Source organism: Cupriavidus pauculus, from assembly GCF_002858765.1.
GTDB lineage: Bacteria > Pseudomonadota > Gammaproteobacteria > Burkholderiales > Burkholderiaceae > Cupriavidus > Cupriavidus pauculus_B.
Genome location: NZ_PJRP01000001.1, coordinates 400743 through 418394, shown reverse-complemented (window position 1 = coordinate 418394; position 17652 = coordinate 400743). Strand labels below are relative to the sequence as shown.

General features: G+C 65.1%; 18 protein-coding genes. 8 read left to right on the top strand and 10 right to left on the bottom strand.

What is annotated here, in order from left to right; genetic code table 11:
- Positions 1–12: 12 nt before the first annotated feature.
- Positions 13–1176: a methionine adenosyltransferase gene (gene metK / locus CYJ10_RS01875; protein WP_101679872.1), complete on the bottom strand. Its 1164-nt coding sequence runs from the start codon at positions 1174–1176 to the stop codon at positions 13–15.
- 272 nt (positions 1177–1448) lie between these two features.
- Between metK and CYJ10_RS01870 the strand changes: the two genes are divergently transcribed.
- The 4 genes from CYJ10_RS01870 (at position 1449) to CYJ10_RS01855 (ending at position 5000) form a co-directional block, all read left to right on the top strand.
- Complete coding sequence (locus tag CYJ10_RS01870; RefSeq protein ID WP_101679871.1) at positions 1449–2342, top strand: lysophospholipid acyltransferase family protein; 894 nt, start codon at positions 1449–1451, stop codon at positions 2340–2342.
- Complete coding sequence (locus tag CYJ10_RS01865) at positions 2339–3232, top strand: lipid A biosynthesis lauroyl acyltransferase (protein WP_101679870.1); 894 nt, start codon at positions 2339–2341, stop codon at positions 3230–3232. The genes CYJ10_RS01870 and CYJ10_RS01865 overlap by 4 nt, the downstream gene beginning before the upstream one ends.
- A 14-nt stretch (positions 3233–3246) precedes the next feature.
- On the top strand, positions 3247–4113 hold the full coding sequence (gene dapF / locus CYJ10_RS01860; protein ID WP_101679869.1) for a diaminopimelate epimerase: 867 nt from the start codon (positions 3247–3249) through the stop codon (positions 4111–4113).
- A gap of 77 nt (positions 4114–4190) precedes the next feature.
- Positions 4191–5000 (top strand): polyphosphate kinase 2 family protein, encoded by an 810-nt coding sequence (locus CYJ10_RS01855; protein WP_101679868.1) that lies wholly within the window; start codon positions 4191–4193, stop codon positions 4998–5000.
- 24 nt (positions 5001–5024) lie between these two features.
- Here CYJ10_RS01855 and CYJ10_RS01850 read toward each other — a convergent pair whose 3' ends face one another.
- Both CYJ10_RS01850 and pyrE read right to left on the bottom strand, forming a co-directional pair.
- A complete protein-coding gene (locus tag CYJ10_RS01850) occupies positions 5025–6356 on the bottom strand; it encodes a DUF3734 domain-containing protein (RefSeq protein ID WP_101680377.1) in 1332 nt (443 codons plus the stop codon).
- Between the two features lie 58 nt (positions 6357–6414).
- Positions 6415–7092, bottom strand: coding sequence for an orotate phosphoribosyltransferase (gene pyrE / locus CYJ10_RS01845; RefSeq protein WP_066730642.1), 678 nt, complete (start codon positions 7090–7092; stop codon positions 6415–6417).
- A 31-nt stretch (positions 7093–7123) separates the two neighbouring features.
- Here pyrE and CYJ10_RS01840 point away from each other — a divergent pair, with 31 nt between their 5' ends.
- Positions 7124–7900, top strand: a complete 777-nt coding sequence (locus tag CYJ10_RS01840; RefSeq protein WP_101679867.1) for an exodeoxyribonuclease III — start codon at positions 7124–7126, stop codon at positions 7898–7900.
- Positions 7901–8084: 184 nt separating this feature from the next.
- A complete protein-coding gene (gene argC / locus CYJ10_RS01835) occupies positions 8085–9032 on the top strand; it encodes an N-acetyl-gamma-glutamyl-phosphate reductase (protein WP_219621411.1) in 948 nt (315 codons plus the stop codon).
- A 99-nt stretch (positions 9033–9131) separates the two neighbouring features.
- Here argC and CYJ10_RS01830 read toward each other — a convergent pair whose 3' ends face one another.
- Positions 9132–10064: a M48 family metallopeptidase gene (locus tag CYJ10_RS01830; RefSeq protein WP_101680376.1), complete on the bottom strand. Its 933-nt coding sequence runs from the start codon at positions 10062–10064 to the stop codon at positions 9132–9134.
- 117 nt (positions 10065–10181) lie between these two features.
- Here CYJ10_RS01830 and CYJ10_RS01825 point away from each other — a divergent pair, with 117 nt between their 5' ends.
- Complete coding sequence (locus CYJ10_RS01825; RefSeq protein ID WP_101679865.1) at positions 10182–11462, top strand: muropeptide transporter; 1281 nt, start codon at positions 10182–10184, stop codon at positions 11460–11462.
- Between the two features lie 67 nt (positions 11463–11529).
- On the opposite strand, the gene CYJ10_RS01820 is transcribed toward CYJ10_RS01825, so the two are convergent.
- From CYJ10_RS01820 to argB, 6 genes are all read right to left on the bottom strand, one after another.
- Complete coding sequence (locus CYJ10_RS01820) at positions 11530–12348, bottom strand: acyl-CoA thioesterase (RefSeq protein WP_101679864.1); 819 nt, start codon at positions 12346–12348, stop codon at positions 11530–11532.
- 129 nt (positions 12349–12477) lie between these two features.
- A complete protein-coding gene (metW, locus tag CYJ10_RS01815; RefSeq protein WP_101679863.1) occupies positions 12478–13089 on the bottom strand; it encodes a methionine biosynthesis protein MetW in 612 nt (203 codons plus the stop codon).
- Complete coding sequence (metX, locus tag CYJ10_RS01810; RefSeq protein ID WP_101679862.1) at positions 13086–14258, bottom strand: homoserine O-succinyltransferase MetX; 1173 nt, start codon at positions 14256–14258, stop codon at positions 13086–13088. Before metX ends, metW begins: the two co-directional genes overlap by 4 nt.
- A gap of 286 nt (positions 14259–14544) precedes the next feature.
- Entirely contained in the window at positions 14545–15201 is a 657-nt protein-coding gene (gene slmA, locus CYJ10_RS01805; RefSeq protein WP_101679861.1) for a nucleoid occlusion factor SlmA, read from the bottom strand.
- A complete protein-coding gene (locus CYJ10_RS01800) occupies positions 15198–16232 on the bottom strand; it encodes an HAD-IA family hydrolase (RefSeq protein WP_101679860.1) in 1035 nt (344 codons plus the stop codon). The genes slmA and CYJ10_RS01800 overlap by 4 nt, the downstream gene beginning before the upstream one ends.
- Positions 16233–16303: 71 nt before the next feature.
- Positions 16304–17221 (bottom strand): acetylglutamate kinase, encoded by a 918-nt coding sequence (gene argB / locus CYJ10_RS01795; RefSeq protein WP_066735077.1) that lies wholly within the window; start codon positions 17219–17221, stop codon positions 16304–16306.
- A 156-nt stretch (positions 17222–17377) separates the two neighbouring features.
- On the opposite strand from argB, the gene CYJ10_RS01790 reads away from it, so the two are divergent.
- Positions 17378–17599 carry a cysteine-rich CWC family protein gene (locus tag CYJ10_RS01790; protein WP_101679859.1) on the top strand — a complete coding sequence of 74 codons (222 nt, stop codon included), beginning with the start codon at positions 17378–17380 and terminating at the stop codon, positions 17597–17599.
- Positions 17600–17652: the final 53 nt, after the last annotated feature.

The window sequence follows — 17652 nt, the reverse complement described above, 5'->3', positions numbered from 1 at the left end:
CGCTTGGGGCGCTTACAGGCCGGCGGCGGCGCGCAGCACGGCGGCCTTGTCGGTGGCTTCCCACGAGAATTCCGGCTCTTCGCGGCCAAAGTGGCCGTAGGCGGCGGTCTTCTCGTAGATCGGGCGCAGCAGGTCCAGCATCTGCACGATGCCCTTCGGACGCAGGTCGAAGTGTTCCTGCACCAGCTCGGCAATCTTCTCGTCGGAGATCTTGCCGGTGCCTTCCGTGTACACGGTCACGTTGATCGGGCGAGCCACGCCAATGGCGTAGCTGACCTGCACCTGGCACTGACGCGCCAGGCCGGAGGCCACCACGTTCTTTGCCACGTAGCGGGCAGCGTAGGCAGCCGAGCGGTCGACCTTCGACGGGTCCTTGCCCGAGAACGCGCCACCACCGTGCGGCGAAGCACCGCCGTAGGTGTCGACGATGATCTTGCGGCCGGTCAGGCCGCAGTCGCCTTGCGGGCCACCGATCACGAAACGGCCGGTCGGGTTCACCAGGTACTTGGTGTCCTTCAGCATGTCGGCGGGCAGCACCGGCTTGATGATCTCTTCGATCACGGCTTCGCGGATCTGCGCTTGCGAAATGTCCGGCGAATGCTGGGTCGACAGCACCACGGTGTCAACGCTGTGCGGACGGCCGTCCACGTAGCGCACGGTCACCTGCGACTTGGCATCGGGACGCAGCCAGGGCAGGCGGCCATCACGGCGCAGTTGCGACTGGCGCTCGACCAGGCGGTGCGAGTAGTAAATCGGGAACGGCATCAGTTCCGGCGTCTCGTCGCAGGCGTAGCCGAACATCAGGCCCTGGTCGCCGGCGCCCTGGTTCAGGTAGTCGTCCGATGCACGGTCCACGCCCTGGGCGATGTCCGGCGACTGCTTGTCGTAGGCGACGAGCACGGCACAGCCCTTGTAGTCGATGCCGTAGTCGGTGTTGTCGTAGCCAATGCGCTTGATGGTGTCGCGTGCGACCTGGATGTAGTCGACGTTGGCGGTCGTGGTGATTTCACCCGCCAGCACCACCAGACCGGTGTTGCAAAGCGTTTCGGCCGCCACACGGGCGTACTTGTCCTGGGCAAGGATGGCGTCCAGGACGGCGTCCGAAATTTGGTCAGCGACTTTGTCAGGATGGCCTTCGGAGACGGATTCCGAAGTAAAGAGGAAATCGTTCGACACGATCTAGTTTCTCCAGGTTGGCTATCGGCTATTGCGTGCCACCCTAGGAAACGGTGCGGCGACGCTTTAGCGGTATTTGGGCCGCTCCGGTAGAGCGGCATCGCCCCGCAAGTTGTCAGTTAACTCGGCGATGGCAGGTATTATACCGCCCTGCCGCTTCCGTTGCAGGCTGCTGATTCTCCAAATAACGGCGGGAAACGGTCGTTACTCAGAATTCCCCGACTGCTTTTGCGGTTTTTCCGCGTTACCGGCTCCGTCTTGCCCGCACCGACATGACCTTTCTCTTCTGGCTCATCTCCCGACTGCCCCTGCGCGTGCTCCACGCCGTCGGCGGCGCATTGGGACTGCTGGCGGCGCGCCTGCCTGGCCGCTACGGGCAGCGCCTGACGGAGAATTTTCGCCATGCCTACCCCCAAGCCACCGACGCCATGATCGCGGAGTCGGCGCGCCACACTGGCCGGCTCATCATGGAGATGCCGTACTTCTGGAGCCGAAAGTCCATCACCGTGCGAACCGACAATTTCGACGCCCTGTGGTGCGAAGCCATCAAGCTCGACACGACCGGCGCCGGCATGATCGTGCTGACACCGCACCTGGGCTGCTTCGAGATACTGCCGCAGCTCCACTCACAGAGGCGCCGGGTGACCTGCCTGTTCAAGCCGCCACACCAGCCGTGGCTGCGCGACTTTGTCGAAAAAATGCGCGCGCGGCCCGGCGTGGCCATGGCACCGGCCACGCCGCGCGGCGTGCGCATGCTGGCCAAGGCACTCAAGCGCGGCGAGACGGTCGGCATCCTGCCCGATCAGGTGCCAAGCGGCGGTGAAGGCACCTGGGCGCCCTTTTACGGCAAGCCCGCCTATTCGATGACGCTGGTGCATCGGCTGCAGAAGCTGACCGGTGCCCCCGTGGTGATGGTCTTTGCCGAACGGCTGCCACGTGGAGTCGGTTACCGCGGCCACCTGCGCGTGCTGTGCGGCGGCGGCATGCTGCCGGATGACCCGTCGGCGGCGTCTACTGTCATCAATGCAACGATCGAGGAGTTGATCGAGATCGATCCGACGCAATATTTGTGGGGATATAACCGCTACAAGCAGCCGGCCGGTGCCGAACCGCCGACGGAAATGGACCGCGCCACGCCGGCGGTCACCAACAACGAGAATCGATGAGCCGCATCTTTACCTGGCTCGGCATCGGCCTTTTGACGGTGCTGGGCAAACTCCCCTACGCCTTTGTGGCCCGCTTTGGCGAGGCACTGGGCAGCCTCTTGTACCGCGTGCCGAATCCGCGCCGCGAGGTCGTGCGCGCCAACCTGCGCCTGTGCTTTCCGGAGCGCAGCGACGCTGAAATCGAGGCCCTGGCGCGCGAAACCTATCGCAAGGTGTTCCGCAGCTTTGCCGAAGGCGGCATTTTCTGGACCTGCGGAGATGCCAAGATGCGCCGCTTGGTGCAAATCAAGGACCATGGCAACGTGCTGGCGCTAGACGGCACGCCGCATATCCTGGTGACGCTGCACCTGTCGGGCCTGGAAGCCGGCGCCATCCGCCTGACCATGCACCTGCGCGACAACGTCGGCCGCTCCGGTGCGTCGCTGTACACGGTGCAGAAGAATAAGCTGTTCGACGACTTCCTGAAGGTGGCGCGTGGCCGCTTCGGCGCCAATATGATCTCGCGCAATGACAGCGTGCGTAACATCCTCCGGGTGCTGAAGAAGGGCGAGGCACTGCAGCTGATTTCCGATATGGACTTCGGCGAACGCGATTCGGAGTTCGTGCCATTCTTCGGCGTGCAGGCGCTGACGCTGACGTCGGTGTCCCGCCTGGCGCGGCTGGCCGGCGCCCGGGTGGTGCCGATCTATACCGAGCAGCTGCCCGACTACCAGGGTTATGTGCTGCATCTGCTGCCCCCCTGGGACGGCTATCCCGGCGAAAGTGTCACGGACGACACCCGCCGCATGAACGCGTTCTTTGAAGAGGCGATCCGGCCGCGCATTGCCGACTACTACTGGGTGCACAAGCGCTTCAAGCACCGGCCGCCCGGCGAACCGGACATCTACTGATTACAATCGGCACCATGAAACTCCAGTTCACCAAGATGCACGGCGCCGGCAACGATTTCATCGTGCTGGACGGCATTCACCAGAAGCTCGACCTGACTGACGCGCAGTGGCGCGCGCTGGCCAGCCGCCACTTCGGCATCGGCGCCGACCAGATCCTGATCGTCGAGAAATCGGCGCGCGAGGACGTCGACTTCCGCTATCGCATCTTCAACGCCGACGGCGGAGAGGTGGAGCACTGCGGCAACGGCGCCCGCTGTTTCGTCCGCTTTGTCACCGACAAGGGCATGACCGACAAGCGTTCCGTGCGCGTGGAAGTCATGAATGGCGTCATTACGCTGACGCTGCAGGACGATGGCCAGGTCACCGTGGACATGGGGGCGCCCGAACTGACGCCGGCACGCGTGCCGTTCGTCGTCGACGGCCTGCCCACGCGCGCCGAGGGCGACGACACGCTGTACGGCCTTGAAGTCAACGGCCGCACCGAGTGGATGTCCGCCGTGTCGATGGGCAACCCGCACGCGGTGCAGGTGGTGGACGATGTCGAGCAGTTTCCGGTGCTGCAGGACGGCCCCGTGATCGAGCATCACAAGTCGTTCCCGAACCGCGTCAACGCCGGTTTCATGGCGATCGTCGACCGCCACACCATCAATCTGCGCGTCTTCGAGCGCGGCGCGGGCGAAACCCTGGCCTGCGGCACGGGGGCCTGTGCCGCCGTGGTAGCCGGCATTCGCCGCGGTCTGCTCGATTCGCCAGTCAAGGTGCATACGCATGGCGGCGACCTCAGCATCGCCTGGCAGGGCGTGGGCCAGTCGGTACAGATGACCGGCCCGGCCACGACCGTCTTTGAAGGGTCTATTGACCTGTCCACGCTCCCTGCCTGACCATTAGGGCTCGCCCCCGCACCTGGCGGGGGCCGTGTGGAATGCGGGGCGATACCGGCCCCGCCACCGGAGAGCCCATGAGCCTGGACGATTTCCGCATTACTTCGGGCAAGCAGTTCAAGCTTGCCGCCTTTGACGCTGGCAGCAAGCCACTGTCCACCGGCAGCAAGGCGTCCGACACCGCCCACCTTGCCGAGCTGGGTGGCCAGCTTGATGCCGTGCAGGACATCTTCTACGCCGAGCACAAGCACAAGCTGCTGATCGTGCTGCAGGGCATGGACACCAGCGGCAAGGACGGCACCGTCCGATCGGTCTTCCGCAGCTTCGATCCGCTAGGCGTGCGCGTCGCCAGCTTCAAGGCGCCCACACCCGAGGAACTGGCCCGCGATTACCTGTGGCGCGTGCATGCCCAGGTGCCGCGCAAGGGCGAGATCGCGATCTTCAACCGCAGCCACTACGAAGACGTGCTGATCACGCGCGTGCATGGCTGGATCGACGATGCCGAATGCAAACGGCGCTTCCGGCAGATCCGCGAGTTCGAGCAGATGCTGGTGGAGACCGGCACGACCATCGTCAAGTGTTTCCTGCATATATCGAAAGCCGAGCAGAAGCAGCGGCTCGAGGAACGGATTGCAGATCCGCAGAAACACTGGAAATTCGACATGCAGGACCTGGCCGAACGCAAGTTCTGGAAGGAGTACCAGCAGGCCTACGAGGACGCCATCGCGGCCACTGCCACGCCTGAGGCGCCCTGGTACATCGTGCCTGCCGACTCGAAGAGCCACCGCAACCTGATGGTGGCAGAGATCCTGCGGGCCATCTTCGACAAGCTGCGGCCCGACTACCCGCCACCCAAGCCCGAACTGGCAAAGGTCGTGGTCGAGTGAAACGCGCCCGGCGGCAACGGCGCGTCAGTCGCTGCCGTTGCCGCGATGCACGTCGTGCGTGACAAACGGCCGTTCGGGGCCGGGCATGGCCAGCCAGTGCGGATGCTTGAGCGTGTCGCGGATATCCTCGAGCCCGCTGGACCAGTGCTCGTGCATCGTCAAAACGCCAAACTGATAGTCCTTGGCGCTGCCTTCAAAGCTCTTGTCGCGATAAATCAGCTGGATGACGTTGCGGCGCGCATCGCAGGCGTGGTCGGCCGCACGCTTGTACCACGGGTCTTCGCGCTTTGACGCGGGCACCAGGGCCATCAGTTCACTCAGCATGCGGCGGTAGTTCTGCTGTTCGCGCATGGTATCGGTGATGGCGCGCGTGCGGCTGGAGTACTGGATATCCTTCTGCCGCTCGGCCACGTCCAGCAAGTTGTGCGGCAGCTTGCCGCGGGCGCTCCACAGGTCCACCTGGAAGATCAGCGCGTCACGTCGCGGCTGGGCAGTCAGCACTTCCTGCAACGGCGTGTTCGATACCAGCCCGCCATCCCAGTAGTACTCGCCATCGATCTCGACGGCCGGAAAGCCCGGCGGCAGCGCGCCCGAGGCCATGAAATGCTCGGCACGCAGCGTCATGCGAGTGTTGTCGAAATACGCGAAGTTGCCGGTGCGCACGTTGACCGCGCCCACCGACACGCGCATTTCCTTCGGCCGGTTGATCCGGTCGAAGTCCACAAAGCGCTCCAGCGTGGCCTTGAGCGGCGCGGTGTCGTAGTAGCTGGCGCTGCCCGGGTCGTCAAAGCGCGACCACAGGTCGGCAATGTTGCGCGGCGAGAAAAAGCCACGCTGGCCTTCCAGCAGCGCGCGCGTGGCGTTGATGCCATCGAACCAGATACGCATGGGCTCCGGCCACATCGGCGCCGCCTCGGTCAGCAGGTCCAGCGGCAGCCCGGGCAGCCACGGCTGGGCGCAGATGTATTCCCAGAACGCCCGCAACTGCGCGACGCGCGTCTCGGGCGGATTGCCGGCGATGACCGCCGCGTTCAACGCACCAATGGAAATCCCGGCAATCCAGTTCGGATGGATGCCACCTTCGGCCAGGCCCTGGTAGACCCCAGCCTGATAGGAGCCGAGCGCCCCGCCGCCCTGCAGCACGAGCGCGCGGATGGCATAGGCTTCATGGGCCGGCCCCTCATGCGGAGGCGCGTCAGGCGTGCAATGCTCGAGTGGCGGCGCGCGGCGCCGGCCCGCCGGCCGCTTTGCCTTGGCCGGTGTGGCCGCGTCGGTCGCCGAATCTTGGGGCGGCGCGCCCTGCTCGCCAATCTCGCGCTTGATCGCATCCTGGTTCTGCCGCCGCTTTTCTGCCACGCCCATGCTCCCCTGAAAATGAAAACGGCCCCAAGCGGGGCCGTGTGCAACACAACTGTCAGACGCCGTACTTCTGACGATAGGCAGCGACGGCGTCGCGAGAGTTCCCGAGCGCCGGGTCTTGCGAGGCATCCAGGTACGCCAGCAGGTCCTTCAGCGACGCGATGGCGATCACCGGCACGCCGTATTCGCGCTGCACGTCCTGCACGGCCGAATGCGTGCCGATGTTGTCGGCGGTGCCGCTCTTTTCCATGCGGTCCAGGGCGATCAGCACGGCGGCCGGTTCGGCGCCCGCGGCACGGATCATCTGCATCGACTCGCGCACCGAGGTGCCGGCCGAGATCACATCGTCGACGATCACCACCTTGCCCTGCAGCTTGGCGCCCACCAGCGTGCCGCCTTCGCCATGGTCCTTGGCTTCCTTGCGGTTATAGGCAAACCCGACATCGCGGCCCATGCCGGCCAGCGCCACGGCCGTGGCCGATGCCAGCGTGATGCCCTTGTAGGCGGGTCCGAACAGCACGTCGAACTGCAGTCCCGAGTTGATCAGGGTCTTCGCGTAGAATTGCGCCACCTGGCCCAGCATCGCACCCTGGTTGAACAGGCCTGCGTTGAAGAAATACGGCGACTTGCGGCCAGCCTTGGTCACGAATTCGCCAAAAGACAGCACGCCTGCGTCCAATGCAAAGCGGATAAAGGTCTGGCTCAGGTCGGCCGGCGTCGTCTGCTGCGTCATCTTTTCTCTCTGAATTTCAAAATTTCCCGAGATGTTACGGATTATCAGCGCCAACCTCAACGGCATCCGCTCGGCCCACAAAAAGGGCTTCTTCGAGTGGATGGGCAAGCAAAACGCCGACATGGTCTGCGTACAGGAACTCAAGGCGCAGGAAGCCGACATGACCGAGGCGTTCCTTGCGCCTCATGGCTACCACGGCTTCTTCCACTACGCCGAGAAAAAGGGCTACAGCGGCGTTGGCCTGTACACCCGCCACCAGCCTGAGCGCGTGGTCACCGGATTTGGCTGTGCCGAGTTCGACGCCGAAGGCCGTTATGTGGAAGTGCAGTATCCGCACCTTGCCGTCATTTCGGTCTACGTGCCGTCCGGATCGAGCGGCGAAGAGCGCCAGGCCGCCAAATTCCGCTTCATGGAAGCTTTCCTGCCCCACCTGCTGCAATTGAAGGCCACCGGGCGGGAAATCGTGCTGTGCGGCGACGTGAACATCGCGCACAAGGAAATCGACATCAAGAACTGGAAGGGCAACGTCAAGAATTCCGGTTTCCTGCCCGAAGAGCGTGCGTGGATTGGCGCCCTGTTCGACACCCACGGCTATGTCGACGTGTTCCGCCAGCTCGATCCGCGCCCCGAGCAATACACCTGGTGGAGCAACCGCGGCCAGGCGTACGCCAAGAACGTGGGGTGGCGCATCGATTACCACCTGAGCACCGCGAAAATCGCCGCCACGGCCAAGGCCTGCGCGATCTACAAGGACGAGAAGTTCAGCGACCACGCGCCGCTGTCGATCGACTACGACTTTCCGCTGTGATGTTCGGGCCCCTGGTGCAACGCCGGGGCAGCCACTGGCCGCCGGAATGCGCAGGCTAAACCCGCCAAATCCCAACTCGCCTCTTTTGGCGTAAACCCTGCGTCCGGCAGTCAATCTCGCTACAATGCAGTTTCTCCGCCCCCAAGGACAGGAGACTCTTCGCATTTTTAATAGTGAGTCCGCCATGGTTTTCAAAGTGTTCGTCGATGGTCAGGAAGGCACCACCGGTCTCCGGTTGCTTGACTATCTCTCGGGTCGCTCCGACGTGGAGCTGTTGCGCATTGCCGATGACAAGCGCAAGGACCCGCAGGAGCGAGCACGCTTCCTGAATGCTTCGGACGTCTCTTTCCTGTGCCTGCCCGACGTGGCTTCGCGCGAAGCCGTGTCGCTGGTCACGAATCCGAATACCTGCGTGATCGATGCCAGCACGGCATTCCGCACCACCGACAGCTGGGCCTATGGCCTGCCCGAACTGACGCGCGGCCAGCGCGAGAAGATTCGCGCCAGCAACCGCATCGCCGTGCCGGGCTGCCACGCCAGCGCCTTCGTGCTGGCGGTGCGTCCGCTGGTGGAAGCGGGCCTGATGCCGGCCGACTACCCGATCTCGGCGTTCTCGCTGACCGGCTACAGCGGCGGTGGCAAGTCGATGATTGCCGAGTTCGAGGCCGGCGGTAACCCGAAGCTGAACAGCCCGCGCCCGTACGCGCTGGCCCTGGCGCACAAGCACCTGCCGGAAATGCGCGTGCAGGCTGGTCTGGCGCAGGCGCCGATCTTCAACCCGATCGTCGGCAACTTCCTGAAGGGCCTGTCGGTCACGGTGCCGGTGTACCCGTCGCTTCTGTCGGGCAAGGCCGATGCCGAGGCCATCCTCGACATCTACCGCAAGCACTACGAGGGCGAGCAGTTTGTGCGCGTGCATCCGTACAACAGCGACGACAATCTGGACCACGGCTTCTTCGACGTCCAGGCCAGCAACGACACCAACCGTGTGGACCTGTTCGTGTTCGGCAACGAAGAACGCCTGAACCTGGTGGCCCGCCTGGACAACCTGGGCAAGGGTGCGGCCGGCGCAGCGGTGCAGTGCATGAACGTGCGCATCGGCGCGGACGAAGCCACCGGCCTGAAGGCTTGAAGACCTGGTGAAGACTGGGGCGCCCCCGCCCCGGACGTAAAAAAACCGGCTCCCTGGAGCCGGTTTTTCATTGGGCGCCCGAAATAATGGGCTGCGCGGCTACTTCAGCGGGCGCCGCTGGTCTTCGTCGCCAGCGTCCACCGGCGCACCCGCCAGACCGGCCATGTTGGCCTGGTGGGGTTTCAGCTTGTCCATCGGCATGTTCATCGTCTTGGCGTAGATCGGCAGCACCTCTTTCATGTGCGCCTCCAGCACCGCGATGCGGCTGCGGCCCGACGGATGGGTGGACGAGAATTCGTCGCCCGCCTGCAGGAACTTGCCCATTTTCTGCCACAGCGTGACGGCGGCACGTGGGTCGTAGCCGGCGCGGGCGGCGATATCCATGCCGATCAGGTCGGCCTCGGTCTCTTCCAGGCGCGAGAACCGCAGCGACAGCATCTTGGCGTTGGAGCCGATGTCCATGTTGCCGAGGTTGCCGAAACCGGTCAGCTGCGACACCACGTTAGCGCCCAGGTTGGAGATTTCGGCCTGCGCGGCACGCTGGCGCGCGTGTTCTTCCAGCGCGTGGGCAATCTCGTGGCCCATGACCACGGCCACTTCGTCGTCGGTCAGCTTGAGTTCGTCGAGCAGCCCTGTGTAGACGGCCATCTTGCCGCCCGGCATGCAGAACGCGTTGATCTGCTTGGCGCGGATGACATTGATTTCCCACGGCCAGCGGCCCGCGCGCGGGTTCCAGAGCACGGTCTGCGGCAACAGCCGGATGCCGATCTCGCGCAGGCGCTGCACCTGCGGATCGTCGTCATCCAGCAGCGTATGTTTGGCGATGGCTTCCTGCTTGACCTGTTCGTACTCGCGGGCGGCCTGCTGGTCGATGACCTCCATCGGCACGATCTCGCGCACCTTCGAGTAGCGCCGCTCCACGCGCACGCCGTCATCGGGGGCCGCCACCAGTGCCACCTCCTGCGCCAGGACGGGCAACGCCAGCGCGCATGCCGCGGCGGCCAGGGTGACGCGCAGACAGGACTGACGCATGGTCTCGGGCATGATGGGATTCACGGCGGGGCTCGATGCGAAATAAGTCGTGGCGGGTTCGGGGGCAGCGCGAACGGGTGATGCAATAATACACGCCAGCCTTGGCGCCACCCCAACATGAATTTCCATACCTACCTCGACATCTTCCGCAACCGCCGCATCGGGGCCATGCTGACGCTCGGCTTTGCGTCGGGCCTGCCCTTGGCGCTGACCTCCGGCACGCTGCAGGCCTGGATGACCGTGGAAGGGCTCGACATCAAGACGATCGGCTTTTTCTCGCTGGTGGGCCAGGCCTATATCTTCAAGTTCCTGTGGGCCCCGCTGATGGACCGCTACACGCCCCCGCTGCTGGGTCGGCGGCGCGGCTGGCTGCTGGTGACCCAGATCGCGCTGGTGGGCGGCATCGCGGCCATGGCGTTCTGCCCGCCGCACCAGGCGCTCTGGACGCTGGCGGCGCTGGCCACGCTGGTGGCATTCCTGTCCGCGTCGCAGGACATCGTGTTCGATGCCTACAGTACCGACGTGCTGCGCCCCGCCGAACGGGGTGCCGGGGCGGCGGTCAAGGTGCTGGGTTATCGGTTGGCGATGCTGGTATCGGGCGGCCTGGCGCTCTATCTGGCCGACCGCGTGCTGGGCTGGTCGAACATGTACCTGCTGATGGCCGCGCTGATGAGCGTGGGCCTGCTCACGCTGATGTGGGCGCCCGAGCCGGACACCCCCGCGCGCGCGCCCAGATCACTGGAAGAAGCGGTGCTTGGCCCGCTGCGCGACTTCTTCGGGCGGCAAGGCGCCTGGTGGCTGCTCTTGCTGATCGTGCTGTACAAGCTGGGCGACGCTTTCGCGGGCAGCCTGTCGACCACCTTCCTGATCCGCGGCCTGGGATTCGATCCTGGCGAGGTCGGCATCGTCAACAAGACCCTGGGGCTGGCCGCCACCATCATCGGCGCGCTGTTCGGCGGATCGCTGATGGTGCGGCTGGGGCTGTATCGATCGCTGATGCTGTTCGGCGTGCTGCAGGGGGTGTCGAACCTAGGCTACTGGGTCCTGTCGGTGACGCCGCCGCACCTGTGGACTATGGCCGCGACCATCGCCGTCGAGAACATCTGCGGCGGCATGGGCACCGCAGCCTTCGTGGCGTTGCTGATGACGCTGTGCAACCGCTCGTTCTCGGCCACGCAGTACGCGCTGCTGTCGGCGTTGGCGTCGATCGGCCGCGTCTATGTGGGCCCGACGTCGGGCTACATGGTCGAGGCGTGGGGCTGGGCACCGTTCTACCTGGGCACCGTCATCGCAGCCGTGCCCGGCGTGGCGCTGCTCTGGGCGATGCGCAACACCGTCCACCGCTACGAAGCGCAGGCGCGCGAGCCGGCAGAGTCGGCGGCGGCACGGCCGGCATAAGCCAGCCCCGGCACGGCCAAGCGGCCCGTGCCGATTCCGGGCGCTCTCGCGGCCCCTATTCCTGTTCCTATTCCTTGTAGTAGACGATCTGGTGCGAGGTGGCCAGCAGCTGGCCATCGGGGCTCCAGATCTCCGCGGTCTGGTCGAAGAAGCCCTGGCGGAACACGCGCGCCTGGGCGCTGCCCAGCACGTGACGGTCGCCCAGCGCGGCCAGCGTGGCCGCATCGGCGTGGAAATACGTGGTCAGCGACACCGTGCCGGCCGGCACGAAACCCGCGCGCTTGAGGAAGATGCGCGGATAGAACGCGTCGCACCAGGCCGCGATGGCGGCGTAGTCGGGCGTACGCGCCGGTTCGTCACGGATCCAGAACTGCGTCAGGCTGTCCGGGTTTTCCGTGCCCGGCGCGGCCATGGGCTTGGCGCCCCGCACCGCACGCATGTCGTAGCTGTTAATCCATTTCACCGGCGCAAACCCGCCCATCTTTGGCAGCGTCTGGGCGGCAGGCACGTCTGGCATCGTCGCTTCGCCACAATTCCACGTTTCCCGGCGCACCGCGAACACGGCGCTGCCGGTGGTGGTGACTTCGCCGTTCTGCAGCACTTCCAGATGCCAGTGCTGGGTCGACCGGTTGGTGCGCGATGGCCGCGCGACGATCTCGAACGCCCCTTCCGCAATCGGCCCGGCAAAGTTGACGGTCAGTGCGCCGGGATCGCCCAGCCGCTCGGGGTGGATCAGCGCCGCCTGCAGCATCGCCGCCGCCGTGGCGCCGCCAAACGGCCCGATCATGTTCCAGTAGGCCTGGCTGGTATGTCCCCGGAAGCGGTGTTCGCCGGCCGGTTCCAGTTGCAGGGCGTGATCGAGCGGATGCAGGGGCGCTTGCGTCATGGCGGTCAAGGAGAAAAAAGTACGGTCGTTCGGTAACGACGTACGGTATGCCCGCCGGAAGCTTGCGTCAAGCTAGGGACGCATCGATTCCGCCCTGCAGCGCGCGGGGCGGATCCCGCGTCGCACATGTCAGATGGCCGCCACCCGGTACACCGCCAGGCTGCCGCGCCAGTTGACGCCCCAGTTCACGGTCACGCCTTCGTGCATCACCACGCGGTCCAGCACGCGCAGGCCCACCTTGGGCGCCAGTTCCTCGAAATCGCTGATCGTCAGCACGCGCACGTTCGGGGTGTTGTACCACTGGTACGGCAGCGACTCCGACACCGGCATGCGGCCCTGGAACACCGACAGCCGGTGCGGCCAGTAGCCGAAGTTCGGAAACGAGACGATGCACTCGCGGCCCACGCGCAGCGTGTCGCGCAGCACCTGGGCGGTGTTGTGGATGGTCTGCAGCGTCTGCGACAGAATCACCGTGTCGAAGCTCTTGTCCTCGAACAGCGCCAGGCCGCCCTCCAGGTTCTGCTGGATGACGTTGACGCCCTTCTGGGCGCAGGCCAGCACCCCTTCATCACGGATCTCGATGCCGTAGGCCTTCACGTCCAGCTCGTCCTGCAGCACGCGCAGCAGGCTGCCATCGCCGCAGCCGGCGTCGAGCACGGTGGAATTCGGCTCCACCCAGCGGGCAATCGCGCGGAAGTCCGGACGCAGCGCAAGGATATTGGGATTGGCGGCGGCGTTCATGCACCGATCTCCTCGGCAATGCGTTCGTAGTAGGCGCGCATCAGGTTGTGGTAGCGCGGGTCTTCCAGCAGGAAGGCGTCGTGGCCATGCGGCGCGTCGATTTCGGCGTACGACACCTGCCGCTTGTTGTCCAGCAGCGCCTTGACGATCTCGCGGCTGCGGTTCGGCGCAAAGCGCCAGTCGGTGCTGAAGCTGACCACCAGGAACTTCGAGTGCGTCTGCGCCATGGTCTTCGTCAGGTCGCCCTGGAAGGCCAGCGCCGGGTCGAAATAGTCCAGCGCGCGTGTGATCAGCAGGTAGGTGTTGGCGTCGAAGTACTCGGCGAACTTGTCGCCCTGGTAGCGCAGGTAGCTTTCCACCTGGAACTCGACGTCGAACGAGAACTGGATGTCCTCGGCCTTCAGCGTACGGCCGAATTTCTCGGCCATGTCCTCGTCGGACAGGTACGTGATATGGCCGATCATGCGCGCCACGCGCAGCCCGCGCTTGGGCTTGACGTCGTGCGCGTAGTAGTTGCCGCCGTGGAAATCGGGGTCGGACAGGATGGCGCTACGTGCCACCTCGTTGAACGCGATGTTCTGCGCCGACAGCTTGGGGGTGGAGGCCACCACGATGCAGTGGCGCAGGCGGTCCGGGTACATCAGGCTCCAGGCCACCGCCTGCATGCCGCCCAGGCTGCCGCCCATGACCGCCGCGAACTGCTCGATGCCGAAGTGATCGGCCACGCGCGCCTGCGCATTGACCCAGTCTTCCACGGTCACCACCGGAAACAGCGCGCCGTAGGGCGTGCCTGTCGCCGGGTTGGTGCTCATCGGCCCCGTGGAGCCGAAACACGACCCCAGGTTATTTACGCCGATGACAAAGAACCGGTTGGTATCGAGCGGCTTGCCGGGGCCAACCATGTTGTCCCACCAGCCGATATCGCGCGGGTTGTCGGCGGCAATGCCGGCCACGTGGTGCGAGGCATTGAGGGCGTGGCACACCAGCACGGCATTGCTGCGCGAGGCATTGAGCGTGCCGTAGGTCTCGACCATCAGGTCGTATCCGGCAATCTGGCTGCCGTTGCGGAGCTTCAGCGGCTCGGCGAAATGCAGGCGCTGGGGCGTGACGACGCCGACGGAATCGGTCGGCACATCGAGCACGCCAGCGGGAGGAGCGACATCGGTCATGGAGCAGGCCCGCGTCAAGTCAGCAGGCGAAAAAAAACCCGACCGGCCAATGCGTAGGATTCGCAGCCAAGTCGGGCTTTTCGCGGGATTCCGCGTGCCGGTGCTGGAGCGTGGATGATTTATCCGCGAGGCACCGACCCAACCTCTTTAGCCGCATTTATATTGGCACCCGGAGAATTTTCCCAGGGTGCCGCGCGCCCGCAAGCCAGTCATCAAATCGGCGCGACCCGCACATTATAGTGCAAAGCGCCGGCCAAACGCATGACCGCCTGCCGGCGCGGGGTATTTACCCCAGCAGCACGCGCAGTTGCGCGTCGATGTTGTCGCTCGGCAGCTTGCGGAACCCGCTGCGGGCGTAGCGGTGCCATTGGCCCTGCACGGTCGCGGTAATCAGCGCCACGCGCACCGGAATATCGGTATCGGCCGGAAACGCGGCCTGGGTGACCGCCACCTTCAGGCACTGTCGCAGCGATGCCTCGATCCGATCCACCATCTGGTTCATGCGTTCCTGCAGGCGCTCGTGCTCGCCCACCAGGGCCTCGCCGGTCAGCACGCGCGTCATGCCCGGGTTCTTCTCGGCGAACGTCAGCAGCATGCGCACGATGGCCTGCACCTGGCGCAGGCCGTGTTCTTCCTGCGTGGTGATCTGGTTGATCAGGCCGAACACCGTCTGCTCGATAAAGCCGATCAGACCTTCAAACATCTGGGCCTTGCTGGCGAAATGGCGATACAGGGCCGCCTCGGACACCGACAGCTTCGCGGCCAGCGCGGCCGTCGTGATCTTTTCCCCGCGCGGGTGCTCGAGCATGCCGGCCAGCGTCTGCAGGATCTGGATACGGCGTTCGCCCGGGCGCGGGCGCTTGCGTGCCGGGGTCTCTGGCTCGATGGCCGATGGGGCAACTGGCACGAAAGCCTCTGCCTCGCGAGCGATGGTTTGCGTCATGACCCGATTCTCCGCTTTTGTCGTAGGAGTTGATGCATCAATTGTACTTTTATGTCCACATATCCCGGGCGATTCACCACGCGCGCCCGCACTCTTGGGGCGTGATCGGGCAGCATCTGTGGCGCCGTTGCCGCAGTCTGGGCACTTGACTCGTCGTCCCGGCCGGCGGACGGGTCCTGGCTTTCGGCCGCCACCAGGGTCACCGAGCGCTCCTGGGCCGTGTGGCTCACATGCTGGCGATCTTCGGCCGCCAGCATCGACCGCGTGGCGACATCGCGCGCCGCGCCAGCTTGGGCCGGCACCACATGAGGCCTCGACGGCGCCAGCGTGCGGAGGAAGCCGGTGACCCAGGCCGTGCGGATACCCGTGCCGGCATAGTGCTTCAGGTGCGACACCGTGTCCTCGACCAGCACCACGCGGTGCGGCGCCACGCCAACCTGCGCCAGCAGGCGGCGCAGCATTCGCCGGTCAGGCTTCGGCCGCAGGTGGCCATGCACCCACATGTCCTCGATGGCCACCACGCGCTCGAAGCAGCGGTCGATGCCGGCCACGGCCATCACCGCCAGTGCGTAGTCGCGCGGCGCATTCGTCACCAGGATCTTTCGGCCCGGCAAGCGGCGCAGCCCGGCCACCAGCCCACGGCGCACGCGCACCATGTCGGCCAGTTCGGGAAAGTCGTGCGCGGCGCGCAGGAAGTCCGCCGGGTCTACCTGATGATGGCGAATCATGCCCAGCAGAGTGGCGCCGTAGCGCTGCCAGTAGTCCACGCGCACGCGGCTGGCCGTGGCCTCGTCGCTGCCCAGCACCCGCGCCACGTATGCGGTCATCAGCCGGTTGATGGCCGGGAAGATCGCGTGCGAGGCATCGTGCAGCGTGTTGTCGAGGTCGAACAGCCACACCGTATCGCCGGACACATCCCCCGCCACGCCGCGCAGCAGATGCCGGCGCGGACGATGGGCCGAGGCCTGTCCGGACGAAAGACGACGTGCGCGATCCCTGCCGCGACGCTGGGTGGGCTGACGGATAAACACGCCTGGATTGTGAACCTGAATGGAGAGGAAGACCGGGAACCCGCGCGGGGCGGATTCCCTGACGGGCGCGCTCAGTGCGAGCGGATCATCGTGCCGAAGGCCTGTTCGGTCAGGATTTCCAGCAGCAGCGAGTGCTCGATGCGGCCGTCGATGATGTGGACCGAATGCACGCCGCTCTTGGCGGCGTCTAGCGCCGACGAGATCTTCGGCAGCATGCCGCCGGAAATCGTGCCGTCGGCGAACAGTTCCTCGATCTCGCGCGCTGACAGGTCGGTCAGCAGGTTGCCCTTCTTGTCCATCACGCCCGGGATGTTCGTCATCATGACGAGCTTCTCGGCCTTCAGGATCTCGGCCATCTTGCCGGCCACGACGTCGGCGTTGATGTTGTACGCCTGGCCGTCGTCGGAGAAGCCGATCGGCGAGATTACCGGGATGAATGCGTCATCCTGCAGCGCCTTCACCACGGCCGGGTTGATGGCCTCGATATCGCCCACGTAGCCGATATCGATGAACGTGCCCGGATTCTCGCGATCCGGCATCTGCAGGCGCTTGGCGCGGATCAGGCCGCCGTCCTTGCCGGTCAGGCCCACGGCTTGGCCACCGTACTGGTTGATTAGCATGACGATGTCCTGCTGGACTTCGCCGCCGAGCACCCATTCCACCACTTCCATGGTTTCCTCGTCGGTGACGCGCATGCCCTGGATGAACGTGCCGACCTTGCCGACCTTCTTCAGCGCCTCGTCGATCTGCGGGCCGCCGCCGTGGACCACCACCGGGTTCATGCCCACAAGCTTCAGCAGGATCACGTCGCGCGCAAAGCCGTGCTTGAGCTTTTCCTCGGTCATCGCATTGCCGCCGTACTTGACCACAATGGTCTTGCCGTGGAACTTGCGGATGTAAGGGAGTGCCTCCGCAAGGATTTCAGCCTTGAGAGAGGGGGCGATGGCCGCTACCGACGTGGTGGCAGGCCCAGGATTGTCAGCGTTCATGGCTTCGGACATTCCGTGTGATCTGGAGCAGGTATCATGACGAACCGTCCGCCTGATAAGGCGGTACGGGGCGAGCCGGCATTGCGGGCAGGCGCCGATTCTACAAGAAACCGGCGGCGGTATTGCAATCGCGGCAATGCAACAAGGATACACGCCATGACCGACCCTTCTACGATCCAGACCGGCCGGCTGCGCCCCGTGGAGCATTGCAGCGCCTGCGGGGCGGCCTTCGTCTGCGGGTATGCGGCCGGCCTGCCGGAATGCTGGTGCGCCAGCCTGCCCCTGCTGCCGGCGCGCCAGATCGTGCCAGGCCGGCATTGCCTGTGTCCCGAGTGCCTGAAACGTCGTCAGGCTGAGACACCTCTCAATTCAAAGTGAAAATTTTCGCTCCTGCGTTCGGCGAATGACAAAACGGACGCAGTCCGGTTTAA

Excerpts from the sequence above, each read along its gene's own strand:
- CYJ10_RS01840 (WP_101679867.1), top strand. The coding sequence starts at position 7,124 with ATGTTACGGATTATCAGCGCCAACCTCAACGGCATCCGCTCGGCCCAC.
- metX (WP_101679862.1), bottom strand. The coding sequence starts at position 14,258 with ATGACCGATGTCGCTCCTCCCGCTGGCGTGCTCGATGTGCCGACCGAT.
- CYJ10_RS01790 (WP_101679859.1), top strand. The coding sequence starts at position 17,378 with ATGACCGACCCTTCTACGATCCAGACCGGCCGGCTGCGCCCCGTGGAG.
- metW (WP_101679863.1), bottom strand. The coding sequence starts at position 13,089 with ATGAACGCCGCCGCCAATCCCAATATCCTTGCGCTGCGTCCGGACTTC.
- argB (WP_066735077.1), bottom strand. The coding sequence starts at position 17,221 with ATGAACGCTGACAATCCTGGGCCTGCCACCACGTCGGTAGCGGCCATC.
- dapF (WP_101679869.1), top strand. The coding sequence starts at position 3,247 with ATGAAACTCCAGTTCACCAAGATGCACGGCGCCGGCAACGATTTCATC.
- CYJ10_RS01870 (WP_101679871.1), top strand. The coding sequence starts at position 1,449 with ATGACCTTTCTCTTCTGGCTCATCTCCCGACTGCCCCTGCGCGTGCTC.
- CYJ10_RS01820 (WP_101679864.1), bottom strand. The coding sequence starts at position 12,348 with ATGACGCAAGCGCCCCTGCATCCGCTCGATCACGCCCTGCAACTGGAA.
- CYJ10_RS01855 (WP_101679868.1), top strand. The coding sequence starts at position 4,191 with ATGAGCCTGGACGATTTCCGCATTACTTCGGGCAAGCAGTTCAAGCTT.
- CYJ10_RS01825 (WP_101679865.1), top strand. The coding sequence starts at position 10,182 with ATGAATTTCCATACCTACCTCGACATCTTCCGCAACCGCCGCATCGGG.
- argC (WP_219621411.1), top strand. The coding sequence starts at position 8,085 with ATGGTTTTCAAAGTGTTCGTCGATGGTCAGGAAGGCACCACCGGTCTC.
- slmA (WP_101679861.1), bottom strand. The coding sequence starts at position 15,201 with ATGACGCAAACCATCGCTCGCGAGGCAGAGGCTTTCGTGCCAGTTGCC.
- pyrE (WP_066730642.1), bottom strand. The coding sequence starts at position 7,092 with ATGACGCAGCAGACGACGCCGGCCGACCTGAGCCAGACCTTTATCCGC.
- CYJ10_RS01830 (WP_101680376.1), bottom strand. The coding sequence starts at position 10,064 with ATGCGTCAGTCCTGTCTGCGCGTCACCCTGGCCGCCGCGGCATGCGCG.
- CYJ10_RS01865 (WP_101679870.1), top strand. The coding sequence starts at position 2,339 with ATGAGCCGCATCTTTACCTGGCTCGGCATCGGCCTTTTGACGGTGCTG.